This is a genomic window from Inquilinus sp. OTU3971, from assembly GCF_038440215.1.
This window is the reverse complement of sequence record NZ_JASATH010000026.1, coordinates 1-12,431: the sequence shown is the minus strand read 5'-3', so window position 1 is coordinate 12,431 and position 12,431 is coordinate 1. Positions and strand designations below refer to the sequence as shown.

General features: G+C 69.8%; 11 protein-coding genes. 8 read left to right on the top strand and 3 right to left on the bottom strand.

The window, feature by feature from the left end:
* Positions 1–82: 82 nt before the first annotated feature.
* From AAHM41_RS09190 to AAHM41_RS09155, 8 genes are all read left to right on the top strand, one after another.
* Positions 83–1,717: an ABC transporter substrate-binding protein gene (locus AAHM41_RS09190; RefSeq protein WP_342236229.1), complete on the top strand. Its 1,635-nt coding sequence runs from the start codon at positions 83–85 to the stop codon at positions 1,715–1,717.
* 247 nt (positions 1,718–1,964) lie between these two features.
* Positions 1,965–3,539 (top strand): ABC transporter substrate-binding protein, encoded by a 1,575-nt coding sequence (locus AAHM41_RS09185; RefSeq protein ID WP_342236228.1) that lies wholly within the window; start codon positions 1,965–1,967, stop codon positions 3,537–3,539.
* Between the two features lie 9 nt (positions 3,540–3,548).
* On the top strand, positions 3,549–4,619 hold the full coding sequence (locus AAHM41_RS09180; RefSeq protein WP_342236227.1) for an ABC transporter permease: 1,071 nt from the start codon (positions 3,549–3,551) through the stop codon (positions 4,617–4,619).
* 8 nt (positions 4,620–4,627) lie between these two features.
* Positions 4,628–5,548 (top strand): nickel transporter permease, encoded by a 921-nt coding sequence (gene nikC / locus AAHM41_RS09175; protein WP_342236226.1) that lies wholly within the window; start codon positions 4,628–4,630, stop codon positions 5,546–5,548.
* Positions 5,541–6,407, top strand: a complete 867-nt coding sequence (locus tag AAHM41_RS09170; RefSeq protein WP_342236225.1) for an ABC transporter ATP-binding protein — start codon at positions 5,541–5,543, stop codon at positions 6,405–6,407. The genes nikC and AAHM41_RS09170 overlap by 8 nt, the downstream gene beginning before the upstream one ends.
* Positions 6,404–7,189, top strand: coding sequence for an ABC transporter ATP-binding protein (locus tag AAHM41_RS09165; protein ID WP_342236224.1), 786 nt, complete (start codon positions 6,404–6,406; stop codon positions 7,187–7,189). Before AAHM41_RS09170 ends, AAHM41_RS09165 begins: the two co-directional genes overlap by 4 nt.
* Entirely contained in the window at positions 7,186–8,217 is a 1,032-nt protein-coding gene (locus AAHM41_RS09160) for a serine hydrolase domain-containing protein (RefSeq protein ID WP_342236223.1), read from the top strand. Before AAHM41_RS09165 ends, AAHM41_RS09160 begins: the two co-directional genes overlap by 4 nt.
* Before the next feature lie 12 nt (positions 8,218–8,229).
* Positions 8,230–9,690 (top strand): MmgE/PrpD family protein, encoded by a 1,461-nt coding sequence (locus AAHM41_RS09155; RefSeq protein WP_342236222.1) that lies wholly within the window; start codon positions 8,230–8,232, stop codon positions 9,688–9,690.
* On the opposite strand, the gene AAHM41_RS09150 is transcribed toward AAHM41_RS09155, so the two are convergent.
* The 3 genes from AAHM41_RS09150 to AAHM41_RS09140 form a co-directional block, all read right to left on the bottom strand.
* A complete protein-coding gene (locus tag AAHM41_RS09150; RefSeq protein ID WP_342236221.1) occupies positions 9,588–10,517 on the bottom strand; it encodes a LysR family transcriptional regulator in 930 nt (309 codons plus the stop codon). The two genes, AAHM41_RS09155 and AAHM41_RS09150, sit on opposite strands and share 103 nt — an antisense overlap.
* 277 nt (positions 10,518–10,794) lie before the next feature.
* Positions 10,795–11,721, bottom strand: a complete 927-nt coding sequence (gene mdcH / locus AAHM41_RS09145; protein WP_342236220.1) for a malonate decarboxylase subunit epsilon — start codon at positions 11,719–11,721, stop codon at positions 10,795–10,797.
* The coding region (locus AAHM41_RS09140; protein WP_342236219.1) for a malonate decarboxylase holo-ACP synthase at positions 11,718–12,431 on the bottom strand (714 nt) is incomplete at its 5' end. The genes mdcH and AAHM41_RS09140, both read right to left, overlap by 4 nt.

The window sequence follows — 12,431 nt, the reverse complement described above, 5'->3', positions numbered from 1 at the left end:
GGGGGGAACGAGGCCGGCATCCCGGACGAAGGTCGCGGAGGACGCCGGACAACAATTTCAGAACAACACGGAGGCTCGATCCATGTTCGCCCGTCCGATCCCGGCGTCGCCCGGATCCCGCCCGCTCCGCCGCACCCTCGGTGCGGCCTGCGGCGCCGCCATCCTCGCGGCGCCCTTCGCCGCCGGGGCGGCCACGCCGTCGAACGCGCTGGTGATGGCCTGGAACATCGACGCGATCAGCACCTTCGACCCGGCCCAGATCGGTGAGGTGGTGACCAACGAGATCGTGCAGAACACCTGTGATGCCCTGGTCGATTTCGACCCGGCGGATGAGACCAAGGTGATCCCGCTCTTCGCCGAGAGCTGGGACGTCTCGGACGACCGGCTGCAGATCACCTTCCATCTGCGCAAGGGCGCCGTGTTCCCGTCCGGCAACCCAGCGACCGCGGCAGAGACCGCCTGGTCGATGCAGCGCGTGGTCAAGCTCGGCTTCGGCAATGCGGCGACGCTGACCGAATACGGCTTCACCAAGGACAAGGTCGAGACGCAGATCACCGCGCCCGACGACGCCACGCTGGTCATGAAGCTGGACAAGCCCTATCCGACCAATCTGGTGCTGCAGGCGATCGCCGCGAACCGCGTCTCCGCCACCATGGACAGGCAGACCATCCTGGCCAACGAGGTGAACGGCGACCTCGGCAACAAGTATCTGGCGACCCACACCGAATGCGTCGGACCCTACCGGCTGGCGCAATGGAATGCCGGCGAGGCCGTGGTGCTGCAGGCGAACGACAAGTATTGGGGCGAGCCGCCGGCGCTGAAGCGCGTGCTGATCCGTCATGTCGCGGAGGCGGGGACGCAGCGCCTGCTGCTGACCCAGGGCGATGTCGACGTCGCCCGCGACCTGACGCCGGAGGACATGAAGGACCTGGAGAGCTCGCCGGACGTCTCGATCGTCCGGGTGCTGAAGCCGCAGCTGTTCTTCTGGACCTTCAACAACGCCGACCCGATCTTCTCGAACGAGAAGGTCCGCCTGGCGATGCGCTACCTGATCGACTATGACGGCCTCGGCAAGACGGTGATGACCTACACCGGCGTGCCGCGGGCCAGCTTCGTCCAGCTCGGCGCGGTTGGCGCGCTGGACGAGAAGGAGGGGCAGCCCTTCTCCCTCGACCTCGACAAGGCCAAGGCGCTGCTGGCCGAGGCCGGCTACCCGAACGGCTTCAAGGCCACCGTCTTCATCGGCACCCTGCCGCATTCCGCCCCGATCGCGCAGAGCGTGCAGCAGAACGCGGCCAAGATCGGCGTCGAGCTGACCCTGGAGCGGATGGCCAACGCCCAGCTGTTCAGCCGGGTGCGCGGGCGGGAGTTCCAGACCGCGATGCAGGCCTGGCAGACCGGCGTGCCCGACGCCCATGGCAACGCCTCGCGGCTGGTCTACAACCCGGACAACCGGGCCGAGGCCAAGCTGACCCAGTATCCGGCCTGGCGCGCCGCCTTCTATTCCGAGGATGCGAACAGGAAGGTCGACGCGGCGCTGCTGGAGAGCGACCCGGAGAAGCGGAACGCGATCTACCGCGACCTGCAGCTGCAGATCATGCAGCAGGGGCCGATGGCCATCATGTTCCAGATGTACAATCCCGCCGCGATCCGCAAGTCGCTGAAGAACTGGACCTGGAACGGCTTCAGGACCTACTACGATCCGGTCAGCAAATAGCGGCGTCGCATACTGTCAGAACAGCACGGAGGCTCCACCGATGTTCGCTGGTCCGACCCCGGCACCATACAGATCTCTTCGGTCTCAGAATATCTCTGCGAATTCTTCAACATCGTCATTGCGAGCGCAGCGAAGCAATCCAGGGCCGTTTGGCGTGGCCCCTGGATTGCTTCGTCGGCTTCGCCTCCTCGCAATGACGGTGAGGGCCGGGCGTTCTGAAAAGGCTTCGCTTCGCCGCGTTCTCGGCGTGGTCTGCGGCGCCGCCATCATCGCAGCGCCGCTCGCCGCCGGGGCGGCCACGCCGTCGAACGCGCTGGTCATGGCCTGGAACATCGACGCCATCAGCACCTTCGATCCGGCCCAGATCGGCGAGGTGGTGACCAACGAGATCGTGCAGGGCACCTGCGACCCGCTGGTCGATCTCGATCCGGCGGACGAGACCAAGGCGGTGCCGCTCTTCGCCGAGAGCTGGGACGTCTCCGATGACCGGCAGCAGATCACCTTCCATCTGCGCAAGGGCGCGACCTTCCCCTCCGGCAACCCGGCGACCGCGGCCGACACGGCCTGGTCGATGCAGCGCGTGGTCAAGCTCGGCTTCGGCAACGCGGCGACGCTGAACGAGTACGGCTTCACCAAGGACAAGGTCGAGACCCAGATCACCGCCCCCGACGATGGCACCCTCGTCCTCAAGCTCGACAAGCCCTATCCGACCAACCTGGTCCTCCAGGGGATCGCCGCGAACCGCGTCTCCTTCACCCATGACCGCAAGACCATCCTGGCCAACGAGGTGAACGGCGATCTCGGCAACAAGTATCTGGCGACCCGCACCGAATGCGTCGGGCCGTACAGGCTGGTGCAGTGGAACGCCGGCGAGGCCGTGGTCCTGCAGGCCAACGACACCTACTGGGGTCAGGCGCCGGCCCTGAAGCGCATTCTGATCCGTCATGTGGCGGAGGCGGGGACGCAGCGCCTGCTGCTGACCCAGGGCGATGTCGACGTCGCCCGCGACCTGACGCCGGAGGACCTGCGCGACCTGGAGAGTTCGCCGGATGTGTCGATCGTCCGGGTCCTCAGACCGCAACTCTTCTATTGGGCGTTCAACAACGCCGACCCGATCTTCTCGAACGAGAAGGTGCGTCTGGCAATGCGCTACCTGATCGACTATGACGGCCTCGCCAGGACCGTGATGTCCTCTATCGGCGTGCCGCGGGCCAGCTTCGCCCAGATCGGCGCGGTCGGCGCGCTGGATGAGGAGGAGGGGCAGCCCTTCGCCCTCGATCTCGACAAGGCCAAGGCGCTGCTGGCCGAGGCGGGATACCCCAACGGCTTCAAGGCCAGCATCCTGATCGGCACCCTGCCGCATGCCGCGCCGGTCGCGCAGAGCGTGCAGCAGAACGCCGCCAGGATCGGCGTCGAGCTGACGATCGAGCGGATGGCCAATGCCCAGCTGTTCAGCCGGGTGCGCGGCCGGGATTACCAGACCTCGATGTCGTCGTGGCAGACCAGCGTGCCCGACGCGCACGGCAACGCGTCGCGGCTGATCTACAATCCTGACAATCGGGCCGAGGCGAAGCTGACCCAGAACCCGAGCTGGAACGCCTCCTTCTATTCCGAGGACGCGAACAGGAAGGTCGAGGCGGCGCTCCTGGAAAGCGACCCGGAGAAGCGGAACGCGATCTATCGCGACCTGCAGCTGCAGATGATGCAGCAGGGCCCCAGCGCCGTCATGTTCCAGACCTACAACGTCGCCGGCATCCGGAAGACGCTGAAGAGCTGGAGCTGGAACGGCTTCCGGACCTATTACGAAACCGTCGCCAAGTAGCGCCCCGCCATGGTCGACGCCCCCATCGCCACTCCCCGTCCGATTGCGACCCCGGGACGGAGCGCGCTGTCGTCCTGGGCGCTGGCGGCCGGCCGGACCGTGCTGTCCGTCGCCGTCACTCTGTTCGGCCTCGCGGCGCTGACCTTCTTCATCGGGCGGCTGCTGCCGCTCGACCCGGTCACCGCCATCCTCGGCGACAACGCCACCCAGGCGGCCTATGACGCGATGTACCGCCAGCTCGGGCTGGACCAGCCGATCTGGGTCCAGTTCCTGCGCTACCTGCACGACATCGTCAGCCTCGACCTCGGCACGGCGCTGACCACGGGCAAGCCGGTGGTCGAGGACATCGCCCGGGTGTTCCCGGCGACGCTGGAGCTGGCCACCGTCGCCATCGTCATCGGCACCGGCCTCGGCATCCCGCTCGGCGTGCTGGCGGCGATGTACCGCGACAGCGCGGTCGACCACGTCGTCCGCGTGGTCGGCCTGCTGGGCTATTCAGCGCCGACCTTCTGGCTCGGGTTGATGGGGCTGGTGCTGTTCTACGCCACGCTCGGCTGGGTCGGCGGGCCCGGGCGCATCGATTTCATGTACGAATACGACGTCGAGCCGATGACCGGCTTCCTGCTGCTCGACACCGCCCTGCAGGGGCAGTGGGAGGTGTTCGCCGACGTCTTCAGCCACGTCATCCTGCCGGCCTCGATCCTCGGCTTCAGCGCGCTGGCCTATATCAGCCGGATGACCCGCAGCTTCATGATCGAGCAGCTGGGCCAGGAATATGTGGTGGCGGCGCGGGTCAAGGGCCTGTCCTGGGCCCGCACCGTCTGGATCCACGCCTTCCGCAACATCGCGGTGCAGGTGGTGACGGTGGTGGCCCTGTCCTACGCCTTCCTGTTGGAGGGCGCGGTGCTGACCGAGACGGTCTTCGCCTGGCCCGGCTTCGGCCGCTACCTGACCAACACGCTGCTGGCCGGCGACATGAACGCGGTGGTGGGCTGCACGCTCCTGATCGGCGTCATCTTCGTGACGCTGAATCTGGTGTGCGACCTGCTGTACCGCATCTTCGACCCTCGCACCCGATGAGCGCGGACATGCCCAGTGACACCGCCCTCCGCACCGGTTCGATCAGGGCCTGGCTGCACGCCCCGGTCCCGGCCTCGCCGCTGCAGGCCCGCGCCCAGCAGCTCTGGCTCAAGCTGCTGCGGCTGGTGGGCAACCCCCCGGCGCTGCTCGGGTTGGTCATCCTCCTGGTCGTCGTGGTGATGGCGGTGTTCGCGCCGCTGATCGCGACCCACGACATCTACGCCCAGGACCTCTCCACCCGGCTGCGGCCGCCCTCGGCCGCGCATCTGCTCGGCACCGACGAGCTCGGCCGCGACGTGTTCAGCCGCATCGTCTTCGGCGCCCGGATCACGCTCTACATCGCCGTGCTGACGGCGTTGATCGTGGCGCCGATCGGACTCCTGATCGGCACCACCTCGGGCTATCTCGGCGGCTGGGTCGACATCGTGCTGATGCGCGTCGTCGACATCTTCCTGGCCTTCCCCAGCCTGGTCCTGGCGCTGGCCTTCGTCGCCGCGCTCGGGCCCGGCATCCAGAACGCGATCATCGCCATCTCGCTGGCCGCCTGGCCGCCGATCGCGCGGCTGGCCCGGGCCGAGACGCTGTCGATCCGGTCCTCCGACTACATCGCCGCGGTGCGGCTGCAGGGGGCGTCGTCGCTGCGGATCATCCTGTCCCATGTGGTGCCGATGTGCCTGCCCTCGGTGGTGGTGCGGATCACGCTCAACATGGCGGCGATCATCCTGACCGCGGCCGGGCTCGGCTTCCTCGGCCTCGGGGCGCAGCCGCCCAGCCCGGAGTGGGGCGCCATGCTGTCCAGCGGCCGCGAATTCGTGCTGACCAGCTGGTGGATCGCGGCGATCCCCGGCTGCGCCATCCTGCTCACCAGCCTGGCCTTCAACCTGTTCGGCGACGGGCTGCGCGACATCCTGGATCCCCGCCATGGCTGAGCCGCTCCTGCAGGTCGAGGACCTGCGCATCGATTTTGCCGGCGGCCGCGGCACGATCCAGGCGGTGCGCGGCATCTCCTTCGCCGTCGGGCGCGAGAAGGTCGGCATCGTCGGCGAATCCGGCTCCGGCAAGTCGCTGACCGGCCGGGCAGTGCTGAAGCTGACGCCCAAGGCGGCGCGGGTGACGGCGAAGCGGCTGGCCTTCGACGGCATCGACCTGCTCGCCGCCTCGGAGCGGCGGATGCGCCAGATCCGCGGCAACCGCATCTCGATGATCCTGCAGGACCCGAAATTCTCACTGAACCCGCTGATGCGGGTGGGCAAGCAGATCACCGAGGCCTACCGGCTGCACCACCGGGTCGGTGCGCGCGAGGCGCAGGCGCGGGCGCTGGAGATGCTGGACGCCGTCCATATCCGCGACCCGGAGCGCGTCTTCCGCCTGTTCCCGCACGAGGTCTCGGGCGGCATGGGCCAGCGCATCATGATCGCGATGATGCTGATTCCCGAGCCGGACCTGATCATCGCCGACGAGCCGACCTCGGCGCTGGACATGACCGTACGGCGGCAGGTGCTGACCATCCTCGACGAGCTGGTGACCCGGCGCGGCACCGGGCTGATGTTCATCAGCCATGACCTCAACCTGGTGGCCGATTTCTGCGACCGGGTGCTGGTGATGTATGCCGGGCGGATCCTGGAGGACCTGCCGGCGCGGGAGCTGCACCGGGCGCAGCATCCCTACACCCGGGCACTGCTGGACAGCCTGCCGCGGCTCGACCGGCCGGTCGACACGTTGCAGGTGCCCAGCCGCGACCCGGCCTGGCTCGACGGCCCGACCTTCCAGGCGGGGGCCGCGGCATGACCGACGCGATCCTCGAGGCGATCGGCCTGCGCGTCACCTTCGGCTCCGGCGCCGCCGCGATGACCGCGGTCGACGACGTGTCCTTCGTCCTGCGCCAGGGCGAATCCTTCGGCCTGATCGGCGAATCCGGCTGCGGCAAGTCCACCGTCCTGCGCGCCCTGGCCGGGCTGAACACCGCCTATCAGGGGTCGATCCTGTTCCGCGGCCGAGAGGTGCCGCGCAAGCGCGACAAGGCGTTCTTCCGCCGGGTCCAGATGGTGTTCCAGGACCCCTATGCCTCGCTGCATCCGCGCAAGATGGTGCGGGCCGTGCTGTCCGAGCCGCTGCGGATCCACGGCTTCGACCGGCAGGAGCAGCGGATCGACGCGGCGCTCGACGCGGTCGGCCTGGGGACCGGTTTCCGCTACCGCTATCCGCATGAGCTGTCGGGCGGGCAGCGGCAGCGCGTCGCCATCGCCCGCAGCCTGATCATCGAGCCGGAGATCCTGCTGCTGGACGAGCCGACCTCGGCGCTCGACGTCTCGGTCCAGGCCGAGATCCTGAACCTGCTGAAGGCGCTGCGGCGCGAGCGCGGGCTGACCTATCTGATGGTGACCCACGACCTGCCCGTGATCGCCCATCTCTGCGATCGCATCGCGATGATGAACGGCGGCCGCATCGTCGAGGAAATGACGGCGCAAGGGGTCCGCGCCCGCCAGGCGCAGGACGCCTATACGCGCAGCTTCCTGGAGGCGAGCACCGGCTACCGGCCTGCGCCCGAGACGGGAGAGGCGGTGGCATGATGTGGGACGCGACAGTGGCCGGGGAGGCCGATCCCTGGCCCGGCGCGATCTGGGAGATGGTCGAGGACATCCGTTCGGCCGGCTGGTCGCTCGAGCATCTCGACCGGGTCTGGGCCCATGCCGACCGGATCGGCACCGCCGCCCTGATGATCGTCCAGGGCGGCCGGGTGATCGCCAGCCGCGGCGACGTCACCCGGCGCTACCTGTGCCATTCGATCCGCAAGAGCTTCCTCAGCGCCCTGATCGGCACGCATCGGGGCGACGACGCCATCGACCTGTCGCTGACCCTGGACACGCTCGGCATCGACGACCGCGAGGGGCTCAGCGAGCGCGAGAAGCAGGCGACGGTCTACGACCTGCTGACCGCCCGGTCCGGCATCTTCCATCCCGCGGGCTACGAGACGCCCTGGATGAAGTCGCTGAAGCCGCCGCGCCATGCCCACGCGCCCGGCACGGTCTGGTGCTACAGCAACTGGGACTTCAACGCGCTCGGCACGATCTACACGCAGCTGACCGGCCTCGGCATCCACGCCGCCTTCCGCGACCGGATCGCGGCGCCGCTGGGCCTGCAGGATTTCCGCTTCGACGCCGAGCGGGAGGATGGCTGGCTGCAGGCCGATCCGTGCTCGGTCCACCCGGCCTATCCGTTCCGCATGTCGACCCGCGACCTGGCGCGCTTCGGCCTGCTGTTCCTGCGCGACGGCCGCTGGGGCGACCGCGAGGTGGTGCCCCAGAGCTGGGCGGCGGCCAGCGTGCTGCCCTATTCCGACGCCGGCCCGCGCGGCGCCTATGGCTACATGTGGTGGGTGGCGCGGCACGGCATCGCCTTCCCGGGCGTGATCGTGCCCGAGGGCAGCTACAGCGCCCAGGGCGCCGGCGGCCATGTCTGCATCGTCATCCCGCCGCTCGACCTCGTCATCGTCCACCGCGCCGACACGGAGGTTAAGGGAAGGGAGATCGACCGGTTCCAGTTCGGCCGGCTGCTCGCCCTGATCCTCGACGCCCGCAGGGCCGGCATGGCCGCCTGAGCCGGAGGAACCATGGTCAGCATCATCGAGGCGATCGCGCGCTGGAGCCGCTCGGGAGTGGAGTTCAGCGATCTCGCCCGTCTCCGCGCCCGCCACGCCATCGCCGACACCATCGGCTGCATGCTGGCCGGGACCGGCGACCAATCGGTGCAGGCGGTGCGCGCCGCCTTCGCCGGCTCGATCGCCGCCGGCCCGCGCTGCGCCCTGGTCGGCGGCGGGCAGGCGGCAGAGAGCCTGTCCGCCCTGGTCAACGGCACCGCGGCGCATGCGCTGGACTACGACGACAACTTCCGGCCGGGGGCCAGCCACGCCTCGGCGGTGCTGGTGCCGGCGCTGCTCGGCCCGGCGCTGGCCCGGGGCGCGACGGGGCGGGCGCTGGTCGACGCCTATCTGGTCGGGTTGGAGGCGCAGGCCGTGGTCGGGCGCGGGGTCAACCCGTCGCACTACACCGCCGGCTGGCATTCGACCTCAACCGTCGGCTGCATCGGCACGACGGCGGGCGTGGCCTGGCTGCGCGGCCTGGACGAGGCCGGCATCGCCCGGGCCATGAGCCTCGCCGTCAGCATGGCCGCCGGGGTCAAGGGCCAGTTCGGCACGCCGGCCAAGCCGCTGCATGCCGGCCTGGCGGCGCGCAACGCGGTCGAGGCGGCAGCGCTGGCGGAATGCGGCATGACCGGCCGGCTCGACATCCTGGAGGCGCCACAGGGCTTCCGCGAGCTGTTCGGCGGACCGGACGCCGCGGGGTGGGACGGGGTCGCGATCGGCGCGCCGCATGTGATCGAGAGCGAGGGGCTGATGCCGAAGCGCCACCCCTGCTGCGGCTCGACTCACAACGCGGTAGACATTGTCCTCGACCTGAAGGCGCGGCACGGTTTCGCGGCGGCGGAGGTGGTGGCGGTGGAGACGCTGGTGGGCCTCGTCAACCGGCGGAACCTGGCCTATCCCCGGCCGGAGGACGAGATGCAAGCGCGCTTCTCGATGCAGTACTGCATCGCCCTGGCCCTGCTGAAGGACCGGCTGGAGCTGTCGGACTTCACCCCCGAGGCGGTCGGGGCCGGGCCGGTGCGCGTCCTGCTGCCGCGCATCGCCATGACCTCCCATTCGGCGGAGGAGGAGCGGGCAGCCGGGCGGCCGCTGCCGCACCGGGTCACCATCTGCCTCGCCGACGGCCGGGTGTTGTCGGGCGAGCGCGGCGAGGCCAAGGGCACCATTGCCGACCCGTTCGACGACGCCGATCGCCGGGCCAAATTCGCCGATTGCTGCCGCGGCACGCTCGACTCAAGCGAGGCCGATCGCCTCTACGACCGCCTCGACCGGCTGGACGAGCAGGACGGCCTCGCCTTCCTTGAACAGGCGCTTGCGCTCGCTGGTCAAACCGCCGAGATCCGGCGGGGCAGGGGCATCTCGTCCCGCCAGTCGGGCACGGCCGACCAGAACCGCTCGGCGCAGGCACGGTTGGCGGAGGCGCGGTAGAGCCGGATCTCGACATCCAGCGTCCAGGTCGGGTTGCCGGTCCGGACCAGGGCGCCGGAGCGGAGCTCTTCCGCGATCAGGCTCTCCGGGATCCAGGCCAGGCCGCGCCCGGCCAGCGCCATGGCCTTGAGGCCGGCCGACATGGCGTTCTCATAGACCACGGCGAGCGGCAGCGGGCGCCCGGCGAACAGCTTGACCAGGCCGTGGCCGAAGAAGGAGCCGGTGCCGTAGCTGAGATACTGGATCGGCCCGCCGCCGCTGTCGATCGCGTGCAGCGCCCGGCCTCGGGCGTCGGGCGCGGAGACCGGGATGACCCGCTCCTCGCCCAGGCAGCGGTGCTCGCAATAGGCAATGTCGCTCATCAGCGGCACCGATTCATGGGCATAGGTCAGCAGGAAGTCGCAATGGCCGTCGAGCAGCGTGGCGATGATGCCGGCGAAGGTCGGCCGCGTCTCGAAGCGGGTGCGCAGCGGGCCGAGCTGGCTCTCCAGCCGCCGGATCCAGGTCGGGAAGAAGGTCAGGGACAGGGTGTTCAGCGTGGCGAAGGACAGGGTCTCCGCCGCGACGTCGTGCCGGTGCCGCAGGTCGATCCGGGTCTGGTGCACGAGATCCAGGATTTTTCGCGCCCGCGGCAGGAAGTCCTGGCCTTCCAGGGTCAGGCGCACCGGATAGCTGGTGCGGTCGAACAGCGGCACACCGATCCAGGTCTCGAGTTGCCGGATACGGCGGCTGAGGGCGGATTGCGTGACGTGGCGCTCATCCGCGGAGCGGGAGAAGCTCGATGTCGCGGACAGGCTGAGAAAATCTTCCAGCCATTTGACTTCCATCAGGGCCTCCGGGTTCGGGGCAGCTCCGACACGCGATCTCGACGGGTGGGACCGGACGTCCGGACGAACGAGACGCCGCACGGTCCCGGCTGCGCGATACTGCGTCATCCGCAGCGACTGTGGAACCGCAGCGCATGCAGGCAGCGTACCAGCCGCAGATCCGCTGGCCGCCGCCAGGGTGCGGCAGGCCGACCTGATGAGGGGACAGGCATGATCCGGCGGTGTGATCAAGGCGTGGGCAGTGGGTCCCGAGGATAAGCGTCCTCTGCGGCTGCTCTCATCGCTCTTTGGCGTGGGCGGCGAAGACCAGGGCGCCCGGCAGCGACAGGCTCTCCATGTCCCGGCCGGGCAGGTCGGGGAATTCCGCCGCGGCCAGCCGGGTCAGGACCGTGCCGGGCGGCATCTCCAGGAAGGCCGTGGCGCCGTGCTCGGCCATCAGGGTGACGCTGTCGGACCAGCGCACCGGATGGGCCAGGTTGGTCCCCAGCTCCTCTCGTATCGCAGCGGCGTCGCGCAGCATCCGGGCCCGCCGGTTGCCGACGATTTGGATGCGCGGCGCTCTTACCGGTGCTGACTCGACCGCCGCCATCAGGGCCGCCGCGGCCCCCTCCATCAGCGGGCAGTGCGACGGCACGGCCACGGCCAGCCGCTCCGCCCGCCGCGCGCCGGCCTGCTGCGCCATCTCGACCGCGCGGTCCAGCGCGGCGTCGGCGCCGCTCAGCACGAACTCCGCCGGCCCGTTGAGATTGGCGAGGTAGAGGGGGGCGATCTTGCCGGCCTCGGCGACGATCGCCTCGACCCGGCGCTGTGGCAGCCCGGTCACCGCCACCATGCCGAATCCGGCCGGGCAGGCCTGCTCCATCAGCCGTGCCCGGCGGTCGACCAAGCGCAGCGCGTCGGGGAAGGCGAGAGCGCCGGCCGTCACCGCCGCGGCGAAGGACCCGACCGACAGGCCCGCGACCATCGCGGGGACGACGCCCTCCGCCGCCAGCGCCCGCGCCGCGGCAACGCCGGCGACGAGCAGGCCGAGCTGCACCGCCGCGGTTGATTGCAAGGCGGTGCCCGCGTCCAGTTCCAGGATCTCCCGGCCGAGCACCGTGGTCGCCTCCGCCAGCGTCGCCGCGACGGCGGGATGGTCCGGCAGCCGATGCAGGAAGCCGGGGCTCTGCGCCCCCTGGCCGGGGAACAGGAAGGCGAGGCTCATGCCGCCGCCCGTTCGGCCCAGGGATTGCGGACCAGCCGCGGCCCGGTGGGGGACTTGACTACAGCGGAGCCGCCAGCGGCGATCTCGGCCAGGCTGCAGGCGCCGAGCGGCGTCTCCACCGCGACGTCGACCCGGACCGGCAGCGCCCCCAGAGCCGCCAGCAGGCGGCTGGCTTCGTTGCTGATAATCCGCCCTGGCGCACGCAGGACGATGTCGAGGTCGCTGTCCGGATGCGCTGTGGGGCGCCCGGTGGCGAGCTCGAAGCCGACGCTGCCGGCCGGCCCCCAACCCAGTCCGGCGAGCAGGGTGGCGACGGCGTCGAGTACGGCGAGCGCCGGGATTTCGGCTAGGTGAAGATGCGTGTGCCAAGCTCGGGCCGCGGCCAGGTCCTCCGGCGTCCGGCACTCGACGACTGCCGCTGGTGGCAGCCAGGCAGCGCAGCGTTCAGAGCGTCGATTTCCGCGAATCCCGACCGGCAGCAGACCGCCGTAAGCCACCGCCCGGCGCATCACCACCCAGGGGATCGCCGCCAGCGACGCCGCGGCCCAGGGGGGTAGGTCCCGGGCCAACACTGCGACGGCCTTGGCATCGATCCGCAGCAGGTCGTGCGGTTGAAACAGCCCTGCAAGCGAGACCCTTTCGGAAGGAACCGATCCTGTCTCTTCCTTGTCCCCCCTCCCCTTGCGGGAGGGGGGTAGGGGGAGGGGTCT